The organism is Streptomyces sp. NPDC059740 (genome assembly GCF_042733155.1).
Classification (GTDB): domain Bacteria; phylum Actinomycetota; class Actinomycetes; order Streptomycetales; family Streptomycetaceae; genus Streptomyces.
Genome location: NZ_JBHWGP010000001.1, coordinates 607,420 through 623,198, shown reverse-complemented (window position 1 = coordinate 623,198; position 15,779 = coordinate 607,420). Strand labels below are relative to the sequence as shown.

The window sequence follows — 15,779 nt, the reverse complement described above, 5'->3', positions numbered from 1 at the left end:
CGCGGCGTTTCCCTTTCACCTGTCCGACCCCGGGGCAGAGCAAGGATCGTACGCAGCCGCACCCCCCGGCCACCGCAGGCCGCGGGTGGGGCGGGGCAAGGCAACTCTTACGGCCCGCCACCGAACCGGTTGTCCCTCGGGCCCCGCCGTCACCGGCCCCGCGCACCCCCGCCGGTTTGCCGAGCCAGGACGCGGTTACCCGTAGTCACCATGAGCAGCGGCACCGGAACCTCCCGGAACGCGCCCGGCGACGACCGGCGCGAGACGACCCTGCGCGTGGGGCGGCGCACCCTCGACCTGCCCCGGCCCGACAAGGTCCTCTTCCCCGGGGACGGCATCACCAAGGAGGACCTGGCCCGCCACTACCAGGCGGTCGCCTCCCGCGCACTGCCGCACCTGCGCGGCCGTCCGCTGATGATGGAGCGTCATCCGGACGGCATCGACGGCCGACCGCTGATGCAGAAGAACGCCCCCGACTACTTCCCCGACTGGATCACCCGCTCGACGCAGGCCAAGGAGGGCGGGGAGGTCGTCCACGTGGTCTGCGACGACGCCGCCACCCTGGTCTACCTGGCGGTCCAGGCCTCCATCACCCAGCACCGCTGGCTCTCCCGCGCCGACCACCCCGACCACCCCGACGTCCTGATCGTCGACCTCGACCCGGCGCCGGACGGGGACTTCGCCGAGGTCCGCTGGGCCGCCCGGCAGGTCTGCACCCTCTGCGACGACCTGGGACTGCCCGTCCGCCTCATGACGACCGGGTCCCGCGGCCTGCACGTCCTCCTCCCGCTGGACGCCAAGGCCGACTACGACACCGTGCGCGAGTTCGCCAAGGCCCTGGCCGACACCCTCGCCGCCCGCCACCCCGACCGCCTCACCACCGAGCCCCGCAAGGACGCCCGCAAGGGCCGTCTCTACCTCGACGTCCAGCGCAACGCCTACGCGCAGACCGCCGTGGCCCCCTACTCGGTCCGCGCCCGGCCCGGCGCGCCCGTCGCCACTCCCGTCTCCCGCGACGCCCTGGACGATCCCGACCTGCGCCCCGACGGCTGGACGATCCGCACCTTCGACTCCTACCTGGAGGCTGAGGACCCCTGGTCCGGCGACACCTGGCGGGGCCACTCGGCAAGCGCGGCGCACCGGCGGCTGCGGAAGGTGGCGGGGGAGGAATAGGACCTGTCCGGCGGCTCACGGGGCCCGGAACGCTCGCCGGTAGGCGCCCGGGTTCGTGCCGGTCGACGAACGGAATCGGCGGCGCAGGTTGACCGGCGAGGAGAGGCCGACACGGGCTGCAATCGCCTCGACCGGCAGTTCCGTCTCCTCCAGCAGGGTGCGTGCCGCTGCCACGCGACGGGAGCCCTTGCCGCGGCTGGCATCGCACACAAGAAGATCCGGCCCTACCGACCCCGGACAAACGGCAAGGTCGAACGCTTCAACCGAACCCTCCTGACCGAGTGGGTTTACCTGAAGCCTTAGGGGTCCTTGCACCTCCAACGCCGAGCGGACCGACGCCCTGGCAGACTTCCTCCACACCTACAACCACCACCGCTGCCACACCGCACTCGGCGGCCACCCGCCCATCACCCGCGTCAACAACCCTGCGGGTCAATACACCTAGGACTGTCAATACACCTAGGACTCCTGCCGGCAGGACGTGCCGGTGAGCATGTTGCCGGTGGCGGCCGTGATGACCGCGTCGAGTCGGTCCCGGACCTTCGCGAGTTCGGTGACGCGCCGGTCGACGTGCTCGCGCTCCGCCGTCAGGCGTTCGAGCAGCGGGGGCGTGGCGCGGCCCTCGACGACGCACGGCAGGAGTTCGACGATCGTCCCGCTGGACAGTCCTGCGGCGTACAACTGCTGGATCAGCCGGACCCGGTCCACCGCGCTCTCCGCGTAGTGGCGCTGGCCGCTCGGGCTGCGCTCGGCGTCGAGAAGGCCCTGTTCCTCGTAGTAGCGCAGGGCACGGACGCTGACGCCGGTACGGGCGGCGAGTTCTCCGATGCGCACGACGCCTCCCTGGTGTGCTCCGTCACAGCGACTTGCCTCTGACGTCAACGTCAGGTTTTAGCGTACCGACGTCAGCCCGACCGCGAGGCCGATCTCAAGCACCACTGGCCCTACTGGGCCCTACTGGCCCCACAGGACCTCCAGGGCTCGCCCGGAAGGGACGCGGAGTGCGCCCTCCCCGGCAGTCGGTCAGCGGCAGTCGGTCCGCACCACTCACAGACATCAACCCGGCCCGGAAGAGAGACAGTCGTGATCACGTACAGGAAGACAGGACTCACCGGCCCCACGCCCACTCCGACCGTGTCGGTCAAACCCGTCGCTCTGCCCGCACCGGAGCGCGGTGCTGACCTGCACGTGCGCGTCTCCGCACCGGTGAGCGGCAACCGGCTGCCCGTCGTGCTGTTCGCGCACGGCTTCGGGTCGCACCTGGACGGCTACGCGCCGCTGGTCGACCACTGGGCCTCCCACGGCTTCGTGGTGGTCCAGGCCACCCACCTCGATTCCCGGCGTCTCGGCGTCGCCTCGGGCGACGACCCTCGCAAGCCCCACATGTGGCGCCACCGCGTGCACGACATGCGGCGGATGCTCGACGAACTGGGCTCGCTGGAGGCGTCCGTCCCCGGCCTGGCCGGCCGGGTGGACCGCAGCCGCGTCGTGGCGGCAGGGCACTCGTTCGGCGGCCAGACGGCCGGCATCCTCGTGGGACTGCGCGTGACGGACCCCGTGACCGGGACGGCTGAGGACCTGACGGATCACCGGGTCATGGCCAGCATCCAACTGGCCACGGCCGGCCGCGGAGGCGAGGAACTGACTCCCTTCGCGCTCCAGAACGCGCCCTGGCTGCGCGACCAGGACTTCTCGCAGGTCACCGCGCCGGGGCTCGTCGTCGCCGGAGACGAGGACGAACTCCCGCTCTCCACCCGGGGGCCGTCCTGGACGACCGACCCCTACACCCTCAGCCGCGGCGAGAAGAGCCTGCTGACGGTCCACGGCGGTCAGCACTCCCTCGGGGGCATCTCCGGCTACGAAGCGGCCGAGACCACCGACGAGGACCCCGACCGCGTCGCTCTCGTCCAGCAGGTCACCCTCGCCTACCTCCGCCACGTCACCGGCGTCGACCACGCCGACTGGGAGAGGGCACAGGCGGTCCTCGGCGGTGGCTCGCATCCACTGGGGCGACTCGAATCCGCGTCACGAGGAGGAAGGGGGTGAAGGTTCTGCCTCCGCATCGGCAACACCCCTGACCGCTACGCCTGACGGAAGAAGGCCGCCATCCGTTCGGCTGCGTCAGGGGCAAGACCCGCCCTCTCCATCTCCGCCGTCTCTGCTCCGACCTCCGCCGCGCGGTCGAACATCTCGGTCTCGTAGGCCGCGACCGCCGCGGAGAGGTCGGCGCCGTGCCGGGCGATCGCCCGGGCCAGCAGGACCCCGTCCAGCATCGCCTGGTTGGCGCCCTCGCCCAGCGGCGGCATCAGGTGGGCGGCGTCCCCGAGCAGGGTGACGTCCGGGCGCGACCGCCAGCGGGTGCCGACCGGCAGGGCCTCGATGTTCCGCCCCACCAGTGACCCGGGATCGCAGGCGTCGATCAGACCGGTCAGTTCCGGCGCCCAACCGGCGTAGAGGGTGCGGAGACGTGCCACCGTCTCGGTCCAGCCCGCGTCCCCGAACCGCTGCCGGTCGATCCAGCCGGCGTCAGTCCGCAGGCTCACCGAGACGCGGATCGTGCCGTCACCGGACCGCTGCGCTCCCAGGTTGAGGTTGTCACCGAGGGCCATCAGGCTGCCCGGCCCGACGAACGCAGCGACCCGGGGCCGGCGCCGGTCGGCGTCGGTGATCGTCAGCTGGAGGTAGGCGGAGAGGTGGACCGGCCGTGCCTGCGTGACGAGGGCGCGGAGACGCGAGCGCGCTCCGTCCGCGCCGACCAGGAGGTCGCAGTCCGCCCGGGAGCCGTCGGCGAAGGTCAGCCGGTGGCCGCCGGCGGGCAGTGCCTCGACGCCGGTGACCCGGTTCCCCCAGCTCACGGCGGTCTCCGGCACCCTCGACAGCAGCAGCTTCCGGAGCGCCCCGCGGTCGATCTCCGGCCGGCTGCCGGTGCCCGGCTCGGGGGCGTGGTGTGCCAGCGTCCTGCCGGCCGGGTCGAGTATGCGCAGGTTCTCGCCCTCGGGCCGGGCTTCGGCCCGGAAGCCCTCGGTCAGCCCCAGCTCGTCCAGGGCGCGCTGCCCCGACTCGGGATGGAGGTCGAGGGTGCCGCCCTGGGCGCGGGCGTCGAGGCCGCCGTCGCGTTCGTACACCGTGGCCGCGATCCCGTGACGGTGCAGCATCCCCGCCAGCACCAGACCGCCGATCCCACCGCCGACGACGGCGATCCGCGGCCCGCCCCTCCCCTCGCTCCGCCGATCGTTCCTGCCCTCGCTCTTCTCGTCCTGCCTGGTCATCCCGGCCTCCACCCGTCGAGTTTCCGTACACTGTACGGAAAGATACCGTACGGCGTACGGAAGCGATACGGCGTACGGTGAGGCCGTGGAGCTGATCTGGGAGCGCCCCGAACCGCGCGGCCGGACGGTCGCGCCCACCGACCGGGGGCGGATCGTGGCGGCAGCGGTCGCACTGGCCGACGCCGAGGGGCTGGCCGGGCTGTCGATGCGCAAGGTCGCCGCCGAACTGCACGTCAGCCCGATGCGGCTGTACGGCTACGTCGCCACCAAGGACGAACTGCTCGACCTGATGGCCGACTCCGTCTACGGCGAGATCGCGGCTGCCCTCGGCGACCACCCCGAGTGGGAGCAGGCGCTCCGCACGATCGCCGTCACCACCCGGGACCGCGCCCTGCGGCACGAGTGGTTCGTCGAACTCATCGGCGGCCGGCCCCACCTGGGCCCGAACGCCCTGACGGTCATGGAGGCCACCGCCTCCGCCCTCGCCCGCGCCCTGGGACCGGACGACGACGCCCGCCTCATGCCGGCCCTCGGCGTCTTCAACGCCTACCTGGTCGGCGCCGTCCGCAACGAGGTCACCGAACGGCGCGTCAGCCGCGAGACCGGTACCGACGAGAGGCAGTGGCAGGCGTCCGTCGGGGCGTACCTCGGCCGGCAACTCGCGACCGGACGCTACCCGACCACCGAACGCCTCCTCCGCGGCGAACCCGAGGACGACCCCGCCGGCACCTTCGCCGCGGAGATCGACATCATCATCCGCGGCGTGACCCGCAGCGCCTGAGGCAGGCGGCCCGGCCGACGCCGCGGAACGCCGGCCCGCGACCCCCGCCCCTCACCCCCGCCGCCCGGCCCGCGCCCCGCGGGCCACCATCGCCGCCAGCCGGTGGACGGTCCGCGGCGGCGCCCCGCCCAGCGCCACCAGCACCGCCCCGGTCGCGGTCCGCCCCTCCACCCGCAGCGACGGCAGGACGACACCCGCGGCGAACAGCGCCCGCCGCAGCGAGCGCACCGCGTCCTCCGCCTCCTGCTCCGAGTCGTCACCGCGCACGCACCGCAGCGGCGGCGGACCCAGCGCGTCGACCAGGCGCAGCACCGTCTCGTAGGGCAGCGGCTGCACCTCCACGCAGGCCCGGCCCCCGACGGGCTCACCCCCGCGCACCGGGACGTGCAGCCCCCGCGCCGCCAACGCCGCCTGCAACTCCCCGGCCAGCCGCGCACCGATCCCCCGCGCGACCTCGCGGGACTCCTCCGGGCTGACGGACATCGCGCCACCTCGCTCTCCGTGGCGGCCCGGCCCCTGTCCGGCCGCACCGCCCTCATCACTCACAGTGACTGCATGCTCTCCTGCTGTCATACGACGTGGCAACGGCCGGCATGTGACAGTGCGGATCTGTCACACACGAAGGGGTGAGGATCGACGGCTCCCACGCCCCCGAAGCGCCAGGATGCTTCTCGACAGCGCCGGAGACGGAAACGAGGACAGGGACGGGGACGGGGACGGACCATGGCACGACGCAACGCACCACCCGGCAAGGCCGCTACCACCGCCGCGGTCTTCGGTGAACTCCTGCGCCACTTACGCGAGTCGGCGGGCCTCACCCAGGCCGCCCTGGCGCGCAGAATCCCCTGCGACCGCAGCTACGTCACCCACGTCGAGGCCGGAACCCGCGTCCCGCAGAACACCTTCGCCCGCCGCTGCGACGAAATCCTGCACACCGGCGGCACGTTGACCCACCTGTGGCGCGGCATCGACTGGTATCCGGCGGTGGAGCATCCGGACTGGTTCCAGCGGCGGGCGGATATGGAAGAAGACGCGGTGGCGGTATTCGTCTATCAGATCGATGTCGTACAAGGGCTGTTGCAAACCGAGGAGTACGCCCGAGCACTGTTCTCCCTCGCCATCGAGAGCGAGGAAAAAGTGGAGGACATGGTGCGGGCGAGGATGAGCCGTCAACGTCGCTTTCTGGCGGATGACGGCCCGCTCCTGGTGCAGGTTATCGACGAGAGTTGCCTGCGCAGGGTTACGGGAGGAGCGAGGGTCATGCGAGACCAGTGCGCGCATCTGCTGGAGCTTGCACGCAGGCCGAACATCCGCATTCAGGTAGCCCCAGCCGACGCGCACCACCTGGTGCGTCCCTTCCTATCCATGTCCCTCATCTCGCTGCCCGACGGCTCTCGGGTGCTGTACTCCGAGTCCCTCGACCGCGGCCACTTCATCGAAGATCCGGAAGTCATCGCCCAACACGCCCGGACCTATGATGTGTTGCGGGCCGACGCCCCGTCCGCCGGGGAATCCGCCGAGATCATCCGCCGCATCATGGAGGAGTACGGACGGCATGACACAGCACACCGCACCCGCGCACTGGGTCAAGAGCAGCTACAGCCAGGCCAACGGCGGCGACTGCGTGGAGGTCGCCCGCGATATCCCCGACACCGCCTGCGTCCGCGACAGCAAGGCACCTGAGGGACCCTTCCTGACCTTCCCGGCCGGAGGCTTCACTGCCTTCCTCGCCGCCGTCACCACCGACGCCCTCAGCGCCTGACCAGTCGCCGTCCACACACGTCCCGCCCGGCCCCTCCGGCCGGGCCCCGTCCGTCCGCCCCTCCCCCGCCTGCCGCACCCCGGGCGACCCTCGCGGCGGGCGGCGTTTCAATGGCCGCATGATCCGGTTCGAGCACGTCACCAAGCGCTACGAGGACGGGACCACCGCGGTGGACGACCTCTCCTTCGAGGTGGCCGAGGGCGAGCTGGTGACGTTGGTCGGGCCGTCGGGGTGCGGCAAGACGACCACGATGAAGATGGTCAACCGGCTGATCGAGCCCACCTCCGGACGCGTCCTGCTGGCCGGGGAGGACGTCATGACGGTGGACCCCGTGCGGTTGCGGCGGCGCGTGGGGTACGTCATCCAGCAGACCGGGCTCTTCCCGCACCGCACGGTGCTCGACAACACCGCGACCGTCCCCTTCCTGACGGGCTGGGGGCGGGCGAAGGCCCGGGCGCGGGCGGCGGAGCTGCTGGAGCTGGTCGGGCTGGACCCGGCGCACTTCGGTCCGCGCTACCCCGACCAGCTTTCCGGCGGGCAGCGGCAGCGCGTGGGGGTGGCCCGGGCGCTGGCCGCCGATCCGCCGGTGCTGCTGATGGACGAGCCGTTCGGCGCGGTCGACCCGGTGGTCCGCGACCGGCTGCAACGCGAGTTCCGCAAGCTCCAGGCCGAGCTGGGCAAGACCGTGCTGCTCGTCACCCACGACATCGAGGAGGCGGTGAAGCTCGGCGACCGCATCGCGGTGTACGGCGAGGGCCGCCTGGAGCAGTACGCCACACCGGCGGGGGTGCTGGGGGCCCCCGCCACCCCGTACGTGGCGGAGTTCGTCGGCAGCGACCGGGCACTCAAACAGCTCTCGGTGACCACCATCAACCCCGAGGACCTGGAGCGCCCGCCCTTCGCCCACCTGGACGAGGACGCGGGCCGGGCCGCCGGGCGGCTGCGGGCCGAGGGGGCGCGCTGGGCCGTCGTCCTGGACGGTGACGACCAGCTGCACGGCTGGGTGGGGACCCGGGAGATGGCGGGCGCCGGCGGCGTCGGCACGGTCGCCGACCACGCGCGCCGGATGGAGGCGTGGGTGCCCGTGGACGCCACCCTCAAGCAGGCCTTCAGCGAGATGCTGGGGCACGACGCGGGGTGGATCGCCGTGGTCGACGGCAACCGCTTCCTCGGCGTGCTCACGCCCACCACCCTCCACGAGGCGCTGCGGCGCACCATCACCGGGCCCCTCCGGGACTCCCCGCGGGACCGCGCGGAGGTCGACTCCGTCCCCACCGACTGAAAGCCGCCCCCGCCCGGCCCCGGTCCGCGACGGTCCGGCCACCTACCGGCCGCTTCCACCACGCGCTCCCCGCGAACACCTCCTAGGGTGAGGAACCAGAGGAAGACCAACCAGACGAACCTGGTGACGAACGGAGCTCACACCGGATACCGGCCGCCGGCGGTCTCCCACCGGCCGGACGGACGAGCCACGAGGGGTAGCCACGCGTACCGTCCGGAGGAAGCCGTCGAGGCGCGGTCCGGGCCCCATCGGGGACCGGGGGACCGTCGCCGGCCAGTTGCTGGCCGTGCAGATCGTCCTGGTCCTCTTCCTGGTCGGCGCGAGCCTCGCGGTCCTCATCCTCCAGGCGCGCGCCAACAACGACCGGGAGGCCCAGCACCGCAGCCTCGCCGTCGCCTCCGCCGTCGCCGACTCCCCGTCCACCGCGAGCGCCCTGCGGTCGGCCCATCCCTCAGCCCTCCTCCAGCCCCGCATGGAACGGCTGCGCCGCGACGCCCAGGTCGACTTCGTCGTCGTCACCGACATCCACGGCACCCGGTTCAGCCACCCCGACCCGCGCCAGATCGGCCGCAAGTTCATCGGCAACCTCGAACCCGCCCGGCACGGCCGCAACCTCTCCGAGACGATCAACGGCATGGACCCGCTCGGCCCCGTCCAGCAGTCGATCGTCCCGGTGCGCAGCGGCGGCAAGGTCGTCGGCATGGTCGCGGCGGGGGTGACGGCCGCCCACGTCGAGGTCGCCACCAACTCGCGGCTGCCGTTCCTCATCGGCGGTGCGGGCGTCGCGCTGGGGCTGGCGGCGCTGGGCACCGGGTGGGTCAGCAAGCGCCTGCGCCGCCAGACGCACGGGCTGGGCCCGGCCGAGATGACCCGGATGTACGAGCACCACGACGCGGTGCTCCATGCCGTCCGGGAGGGCGTGGTCATCGTCGACGAGAACAACCGCCTCGTCCTGGCCAACGACGAGGCGCGCCGCCTGCTGCGCCTCCCCGACCGCGCCGAGGGCCGCCGCGTCTGCCGGCTCGGCCTGAGCGAGGACGTGGTGGCGCTGCTCACCTCGCGCGAGACGGTCACCGACCAGGTGGTGACCGCCCACGGCCGGCCGCTGGCCGTCAGCAGCCGGCCCACCGTCTACGGCGAGGAGTCCACCGGCGGGGTGACCACGCTGCGCGACTACACCGAGCTGCGGGCCCTGGCCGGCAAGGCCGAGGTGGCCCGCGGGCGCCTGGACCTGATCTACCAGGCCGGTATGCGGATCGGCACCACGCTGGACGTGCGGCGGACCGCGGAGGAGCTGTGCGAGGTGGCGGTTCCGGACTTCACCGACTTCGTCACCGTCTCGCTGGCGGAGCCGGTGCTGCGCGGTGAGGAACCCGACCCGCGCGAGGCCACCTCGATGGTCCGGGTGGCGCTGCGGGCCGTCCGCGAGGACCACCCGCTGCACCCCGTCGGCCACATCCTCCCCGGCTTCGGCTCGGCGGGACCCGTCCACGGCAAGGCACTCGAACGGGACCGGGCCACCCTCGTCGACCTGCGCACCGACCCGCACTGGCAGCAGGGGGTGCCCGAGGAGGCGCGGCGGGTCCTGGAGTACGGCATCCACTCCGTCATCGCGGCCCCGCTGCGGGCCCGGGGCGTGCTGCTGGGCATCGCGCACTTCTGGCGCTCCGAGACCGCCGAACGCTTCGACGACGAGGACGTGGCCGTCGCGGAGGAGCTGGCGGCACGGGCCGCCGTCTGCATCGACAACGCCCGCCGCTTCGCCCGGGAGCACGCGACCGCCGTCACCCTCCAGCACCGGCTGCTGCCCCGGGCGCTGCCCGACCAGAGCGCGGTGGACATCGCCTCGCACTACCGCGCCGCCCAGTCCACGGTGGGCGGCGACTGGTTCGACGTCATTCCGCTGTCCGGGGCCCGGGTGGCGCTGGTGGTCGGTGACGTGGTGGGCCACGGGCTGCACGCCGCCGCAACCATGGGGCGGCTGCGCACCGCCATCCACAACTTCTCCGCCCTGGACATCGCCCCCGACGAACTCCTCAGCCACCTCGACGAACTGATCATCACCATCGAGGAGGCGGAGAGCGAGGACGACGACTCCAGCGGCGGGCCGGTGGCGGGCGCCACCTGCGTGTACGCGGTCTACGACCCGGTCGACGGCCGGTGCACCCTGGCCCGCGCCGGACACGTGCCGCCGGCCGTGGTCATGCCCGACGGCACCGTCGTCTTCCCCGACCTGCCGTCCGGCCTGCCACTGGGCGTCGGGGACCTGCCGTTCCAGATGACCGAGGTGCGGCTGCCGGAGGGATCGCAGCTGGTGCTCTACACCGACGGCCTGATCGTGCACCGCGACCGGGACGTGGACGAGGGCGTCGACCAGCTGCGGGAGGCGCTGTCCCGGCCCGAGGCCCGGGAGTCGCCGGAGCGCGCCAAGCAGACGGTCCTGGCGGCGCTGCTGCCCGACGAGCAGCGGGACGACATCGCGCTGCTGGTGGCCCGCGCCCGGCGGCTGCCACCCGACCACGTGGCGTTCTGGGACCTGCCACCCGACCCCGCGGCCGTGAGCGGGGTGCGCAGCGCCATCGCCGAGAAGCTCACCGCCTGGGGCCTGGAGCACCTGGCGTTCACCACCGAGCTGATCGTCAGCGAGCTGGCCACCAACGCGGTGCGCCACTCCGGCGGCCCGGCCCGGGTCCGGCTCATGCGGGAGCGGACCCTCATCCTGGAGGTGGCGGACGACAGCAGCACCTCCCCGCACCTGAGGTACGCGGCCAGTGAGGACGAGGGCGGTCGTGGCCTGTTCCTGGTGGCGCAGATGGCCGAACGCTGGGGCACCCGCTACACCGGCACCGGGAAGATCATCTGGGCCGAGCAGTCCCTGGAGCCCAGCACCCCCGACTTCGGTCTGGGATCGGACCTGATGGCGGACCTGTAGACGCCGGCCGGCGCACCGCTGTGCGGCGGTGCGCCGGCCGGGCCGGAAGTCCCCGGCCCTTTCGCCGGCATCCTCGGAGTCCGCACGGGCCGTCCGTTTTCACCCGGTCCGGTCGGCTCGCCGCAGGCGCAGCGCGGAGACCAGGAAGAACACCCCGCCCAGGAAGGCGTAGCCGGCCAGGGAGGACAGGGAGGCGTTCTTCTGCCCGGCCTGGGCGAGGAAGGAGGCCCCGGCGAGGGTGGAGACGGCGCCGCTGACGATCATCGGCCACTGGCCCCCCATGCGGCGCCGCAGGACGCCGACGGCGAGTTGGACCAGGCCCGCGGTGATCGCCCACGCACCCCAGACCCGCAGGACGGCCGGGAGGCCGGAGGCGGTGGCGGCGAGCAGGGCCGAGGCGGTGAGGGTGCTGAGCACGACGTTCGCGTAGAGACCGCGCACCGGCCCCCGGTTCGCCCGGGCGGACTTGAGGTCGACGACTGCGCACACCACGTCGAACGCGGGATAGACCACCAGCAGCGTCGTGCTGAGGGCACCCAGGGTGTGGGCGGAGGTGAACAGCAGGGCTGCCCATACCGCGGCGAAGGCGAAACGCAGTAAGTACAGGGGGCGCAGAGCCGCGGCAGCGCTCACGGCAGGGGCGGGAGTGGCGACGGAGGTGTCCATGGAGGTTCCTTTTCGTTGCAGCGGCCGCGAGCGGGGGCCGGCGCCGTGCCGGAGCGGATGGTGGTGCGGCAGGTGGAGGTGCAGCAGGTGAGGGCGCATCAGTTGCGGATGCGGGTGCGGATGGAGTGCGGGTGCGGAGGTGGTGCACCGCAGTGCCGTGGCCCTCTGACGCAGCCCCGTCGACAGAGGGAGAACGTTCGGTCTCGTGCTTATTGAAGGATGCGCGCACCCCCCTGTCAAGACCGAACGTTCTCCCTCACCCTGCTGGTACGGTGGGCGCCATGAGCGCGAGCACTGAAGGCGGGAGCACGTCCGAGGCTCGGGCGCGACTGCTCGACACGGCGACCCGGATCTTCTACACCGAGGGAATCCACTCCGTCGGCGTGGACCGGATCATCGCGGAGGCCCAGGTCACCCGGGCCACCCTGTACCGGCACTTCAAGGGGAAAGAGGAGCTGATCCTCGCCTACCTCCAGCAGGCCGACCGCGGCATCCGGGGACAGGTGGCGGCCGTCCGGGCGCAGGAGCTGCCGCCGGCCGACGCCGTCCGGGCGGTCAGCCGGACCATCGCCGAGGGCATCCGCTCCCCCGGGTTCCGCGGGTGCGCGTTCCTGAACGCGGCGGCCGAGTACCCCGATCCGGCGCACCCGGTCCACCAGGCCGTGCTGACCCACCGCCAGTGGTTCCTGGAGACCACCACGCAGTTGCTGGCGCAGGCCGGTTGCACGCCCGCCGACGCGGCGGGCCGGCACTTCGTCATGCTCCGGGACGGCGCCATGGCGGCCGGCTGCCTCTCGGACTCCGCACCGATCACCGAGACCTTCCTGCAGGGCGTCGAGGGCATCCTGCGCTCGCACACTCCGGACCCCGAAGCCACTGCTCGGGCATGACCACGCGGGGCGGCCCGGCCACCCTCGGCCCCGCGGCGCGGCATCCGTCCGGGCCGCCGGCCCCGCCACGCCCGTCCTCGCTCAAGCCCCCGTGCACCGCGCGCATTTCGCCTCTCCGTCACCGGCGGAGGTGGTAGACAGGCCCTCTGTCTAACCCGGGGGGCGGTATGGGCGCGAGATCCGGCAGGTCGGTGCGGTGGCGCAGAGGGGTCGGGGCGGCCTGGCTGGCGGGCGCGGTGGTGCTGGTGGGGCTGGTGGTCTGGCTGGGCGGCGTGTTCGGCAGCGGGGAGCGCGTCAACGGCATGTGGGTCGGTGCAGAGTTGGCCACCGACGGCTCCGCCCGGATATCCGAGGTGATCGACTACGACTTCGGCGTTCCGGTGGACGACCGCCACGGCATCTTCCGTGACATACCGGGGTTGCCACCGGAAGCGGAGGTCGCCGCCACTCTCGACGGCCGTCCCGTGCCCTCCGAGACGGAGGACCTGGGGTCGGTGACCCGCATCCGTCTCGGCGACGCCGACCGTTCCGTGAGCGGCACCCACCGCTACCGACTGCGGTACACCCTTCCGGCCGTCGCCCCCCACCACCGGCTGGCCTGGGACGCGGTGGGGACGGGCTGGCAGGTCGAGTTGCGGCACGTCACCGTCCACGTGGTCGCGCCGCACGCCCTGGCCACGCCGGACTGCGTACAGGGGCAGGCCGGGTCGCAGGCGCACTGCCAGGTCCAGGCGCCGGCCCCGGGCCGTCTCACCGTGGCCGTGCCGGAGCTGTCGGCAGGTGAGGGGGTCACGCTGCATGCCGGGGCCGGACGGGCGCTGGGCACCCGGCCGCGCCTCACCGCTCCGCCGGCCCCGGCGGCGGGCGCTTCCGGGGTGAGCCCGCTGCGGCCCGCGCCGGCGGCGGCCCTGGCGGCGCTGGTCGCGGCGGCACTGACCGTCGGGGTGCTGCGGATCGCCGGCCGGGACCGGGTCGAGGAGGGCGGGGCCCGGGGCAAGGGCCGCGTCGACCCGGCGCGGCTGGCGACCGGGCTCACCCCGTCCGCCACCCCACCCGAGGGGCTGTCCCCCTTCGAGGGCGGCCTGCTGCTGGCCGAGCGGGTACGGCCCGAGCACAAGGTCGCGTGGCTGCTCACCGCCGCCCACGAGAAGAAGATCGTCATCTCCGGCGGGCACCGGCGCCCGACCGTCCGGCGCGGCCCGCAGATGGTGAACCGGGTGCCCGGCCGTGCCCTGTACGAGATGTTCGACTCCCGGAAGAGCTTCACGCTCGGCCAGTACGACGCGTCCTTCGCCACCGGCTGGTCCACCCTCGGCAAGGAACTGGCCGCCTGGATGGAGACCACCGACCTGTGGGACGGCGCGAGCCTGCGGCGCGCCCGGCTGGTGCGGCGCCTGGGCCTGCTGCTCGCCCTCCTCGGGCTGGCGGTGGCGGTGGCCGGGGGCGCGGTCTGTGACGAACCGGGGGCGCCCTGGCTGCTGCTGGCGGGCGTGGGCGGCGCCGTGGCGGGGGCCGGGACGGCGATGGCCGTGCGGGCCTGGGAGCTGCGGGTGCGCACCGCACGGGGAACGCGGCTGTGGGCGCAGACGGAGTCCTACCGGCGGTTCCTCGCGGCCGGCGCGGACACCGGCGTGACCGACGGGGCGGCTCCCGGCACCGGGGACGCGGACCGGCACGGGCCGGACGAGCCCGACGCGTCCGACGCGTCCGACGCGTCCGGCGGGAGCCGGGCGGTGGCGCTGCGCACGGCGTGGGCAGTGGCGCTGGGCGAGGCCGAGCGGTTCGCCGAGGCGACCGCCGATGCCGCGCGCACCCCCGGCCAGGCGCACCGGCAGTCGGATCCGGGGGCGGCCTTCGCCCTCGCGTTCATGCTCTCCGCGGCGAACACCACCCACCAGCCCACCTCCTCCACCTCCTCGGGTGCCGGCTCCTCCGGTTACTCCGGCGGCAGCTCCGGCAGCGGGGTGGGGAGCGGCAGCGGCGGCGGAGGCGGCGGCTCCTGGTAGCCCGGCAGCAGCGCCCTCACCCCGGCAGCAGCCCCTTGTCCCGCAGGTAGCGCCGCGCCACGTCCTGCGGCAACCGGCGCCAGGAGTCGACCTGTTCGTCCAGGTGGGCCAGGTCGGCGGTGGTGAGCACCCGGTTGAGGCGGTCCAGGGCCCGGGCCGCCCTGCCGCCGCCCGCCCGGGCCCGGTTGACGACCGGGACGACCAGGTCGGCGTTCTGGAGGTGCCGGTCGTCGGCGAGGACCACCAGGTGGAAGTCGTCGAGGGTGGCGTCGGTGGTGGTGGTCAGCACCAGCTGGTCCCGGCCGGTCTGCACGGCCTGCTTGGCCGGGGTGGTGCCGACGCCCTTGGGGTCGACGGAGACGAGGTCGATGCCGTACGTGCGCCGCAGCCCGGGGGCGCAGAACGGCCGCTGGACGCACTCGTCCCCCGCGGCCAGCCGCACCGGCAGCTTCGCCCGCCCCAGGTCGCCGAGGGTCCGCAGGTGGTGGCGGGCCGCGTAGGAGCGGGAGACGGCGAAGGCGTTGCGGTCCACGGCCCGGCCCGGCGACAGCACGGCCAGTCCGCGCGGCCCGGCCAGCTTCCGCAGCGCCCGCAGGGTGGCCGCCCCGTCCGGTGAGGCCACCGGCTTCGCCCCCGAGCCGTTCCGTTTGGTGTTCAGCCAGTCCGCGAGGGTCGCCGCGTACTCGGGTACAACGTCGATCTGCCCTTTCTCCAGGGCGGGTTCGTAGAGTTCGCGGTTGCCGACGGTGACCAGGGTGGTGCGGAAACCGGCGTGGTCGAGCAGCGCCGCGTACATCTGCGCCAGCAGCTCGCTCTCGGTGAAGCCGGCCGAGCCGACCGTCAGGTCCCGGCCCTCCCCGGGCGAGGCGGTGACCTGCCCGCGGGTCTCCAGCGAGGGGCCCCCGCCGCACCCCGCCTGGGCGGCACACGTCACCACCAGGGCCAGCGGCACGGCGAAGGCCCGCGCCCGGCCGCCCGGCCGACGCGTCCCGGGACGGCGCAGGCCCCTGCCGCGCAC

14 protein-coding genes and 2 pseudogenes are annotated in these 15,779 nt (G+C 73.5%); 10 read left to right on the top strand and 6 right to left on the bottom strand.

Features of this window, described 5'->3' with window-relative positions; translation table 11 throughout:
- Nucleotides 1-210 precede the first annotated feature (210 nt).
- Nucleotides 211-1,173: a non-homologous end-joining DNA ligase gene (gene ligD / locus ACFV3R_RS02380; protein ID WP_385573912.1), complete on the top strand. Its 963-nt coding sequence runs from the start codon at nucleotides 211-213 to the stop codon at nucleotides 1,171-1,173.
- A gap of 15 nt (nucleotides 1,174-1,188) precedes the next feature.
- Here ligD and ACFV3R_RS02375 read toward each other — a convergent pair.
- A pseudogene (locus tag ACFV3R_RS02375) lies at nucleotides 1,189-1,356 on the bottom strand (helix-turn-helix domain-containing protein); the annotation flags it as partial.
- Here ACFV3R_RS02375 and ACFV3R_RS02370 point away from each other — a divergent pair.
- Nucleotides 1,357-1,618, top strand: a pseudogene (locus ACFV3R_RS02370) (integrase core domain-containing protein); the annotation flags it as partial.
- A gap of 14 nt (nucleotides 1,619-1,632) precedes the next feature.
- On the opposite strand, the gene ACFV3R_RS02365 reads toward ACFV3R_RS02370, so the two are convergent.
- Entirely contained in the window at nucleotides 1,633-2,007 is a 375-nt protein-coding gene (locus ACFV3R_RS02365) for a MerR family transcriptional regulator (RefSeq protein ID WP_385573909.1), read from the bottom strand.
- A gap of 300 nt (nucleotides 2,008-2,307) precedes the next feature.
- On the opposite strand from ACFV3R_RS02365, the gene ACFV3R_RS02360 reads away from it, so the two are divergent.
- Nucleotides 2,308-3,219, top strand: a complete 912-nt coding sequence (locus ACFV3R_RS02360; RefSeq protein ID WP_385573906.1) for an alpha/beta hydrolase family protein — start codon at nucleotides 2,308-2,310, stop codon at nucleotides 3,217-3,219.
- A 35-nt stretch (nucleotides 3,220-3,254) separates the two neighbouring features.
- Here ACFV3R_RS02360 and ACFV3R_RS02355 read toward each other — a convergent pair whose 3' ends face one another.
- On the bottom strand, nucleotides 3,255-4,442 hold the full coding sequence (locus tag ACFV3R_RS02355) for an FAD-dependent oxidoreductase (RefSeq protein ID WP_385573903.1): 1,188 nt from the start codon (nucleotides 4,440-4,442) through the stop codon (nucleotides 3,255-3,257).
- A gap of 85 nt (nucleotides 4,443-4,527) precedes the next feature.
- Here ACFV3R_RS02355 and ACFV3R_RS02350 point away from each other — a divergent pair, with 85 nt between their 5' ends.
- Nucleotides 4,528-5,223, top strand: coding sequence for a TetR/AcrR family transcriptional regulator (locus ACFV3R_RS02350; RefSeq protein WP_385573901.1), 696 nt, complete (start codon nucleotides 4,528-4,530; stop codon nucleotides 5,221-5,223).
- A 51-nt stretch (nucleotides 5,224-5,274) separates the two neighbouring features.
- On the opposite strand, the gene ACFV3R_RS02345 is transcribed toward ACFV3R_RS02350, so the two are convergent.
- A complete protein-coding gene (locus tag ACFV3R_RS02345; RefSeq protein WP_385573898.1) occupies nucleotides 5,275-5,706 on the bottom strand; it encodes a hypothetical protein in 432 nt (143 codons plus the stop codon).
- Between the two features lie 240 nt (nucleotides 5,707-5,946).
- Here ACFV3R_RS02345 and ACFV3R_RS02340 point away from each other — a divergent pair, with 240 nt between their 5' ends.
- From ACFV3R_RS02340 to ACFV3R_RS02325, 4 genes are all read left to right on the top strand, one after another.
- Entirely contained in the window at nucleotides 5,947-6,906 is a 960-nt protein-coding gene (locus ACFV3R_RS02340) for a Scr1 family TA system antitoxin-like transcriptional regulator (protein WP_385573895.1), read from the top strand.
- Nucleotides 6,848-6,985, top strand: coding sequence for a DUF397 domain-containing protein (locus ACFV3R_RS02335; RefSeq protein ID WP_385573892.1), 138 nt, complete (start codon nucleotides 6,848-6,850; stop codon nucleotides 6,983-6,985). Before ACFV3R_RS02340 ends, ACFV3R_RS02335 begins: the two co-directional genes overlap by 59 nt.
- A 118-nt stretch (nucleotides 6,986-7,103) precedes the next feature.
- Nucleotides 7,104-8,267 (top strand): ABC transporter ATP-binding protein, encoded by a 1,164-nt coding sequence (locus ACFV3R_RS02330; protein WP_385573890.1) that lies wholly within the window; start codon nucleotides 7,104-7,106, stop codon nucleotides 8,265-8,267.
- A 277-nt stretch (nucleotides 8,268-8,544) separates the two neighbouring features.
- Nucleotides 8,545-11,199, top strand: coding sequence for a SpoIIE family protein phosphatase (locus ACFV3R_RS02325; protein ID WP_385573887.1), 2,655 nt, complete (start codon nucleotides 8,545-8,547; stop codon nucleotides 11,197-11,199).
- A 99-nt stretch (nucleotides 11,200-11,298) separates the two neighbouring features.
- Here ACFV3R_RS02325 and ACFV3R_RS02320 read toward each other — a convergent pair whose 3' ends face one another.
- Entirely contained in the window at nucleotides 11,299-11,865 is a 567-nt protein-coding gene (locus ACFV3R_RS02320) for a hypothetical protein (protein ID WP_385573884.1), read from the bottom strand.
- Nucleotides 11,866-12,146: 281 nt separating this feature from the next.
- Here ACFV3R_RS02320 and ACFV3R_RS02315 point away from each other — a divergent pair, with 281 nt between their 5' ends.
- Both ACFV3R_RS02315 and ACFV3R_RS02310 read left to right on the top strand, forming a co-directional pair.
- Nucleotides 12,147-12,755, top strand: a complete 609-nt coding sequence (locus tag ACFV3R_RS02315; protein WP_385573880.1) for a TetR/AcrR family transcriptional regulator — start codon at nucleotides 12,147-12,149, stop codon at nucleotides 12,753-12,755.
- Between the two features lie 167 nt (nucleotides 12,756-12,922).
- Nucleotides 12,923-14,761 (top strand): DUF2207 domain-containing protein, encoded by a 1,839-nt coding sequence (locus tag ACFV3R_RS02310; RefSeq protein ID WP_385573877.1) that lies wholly within the window; start codon nucleotides 12,923-12,925, stop codon nucleotides 14,759-14,761.
- Nucleotides 14,762-14,777: 16 nt separating this feature from the next.
- On the opposite strand, the gene ACFV3R_RS02305 is transcribed toward ACFV3R_RS02310, so the two are convergent.
- On the bottom strand, nucleotides 14,778-15,779 hold the full coding sequence (locus ACFV3R_RS02305) for an ABC transporter substrate-binding protein (protein ID WP_385573874.1): 1,002 nt from the start codon (nucleotides 15,777-15,779) through the stop codon (nucleotides 14,778-14,780).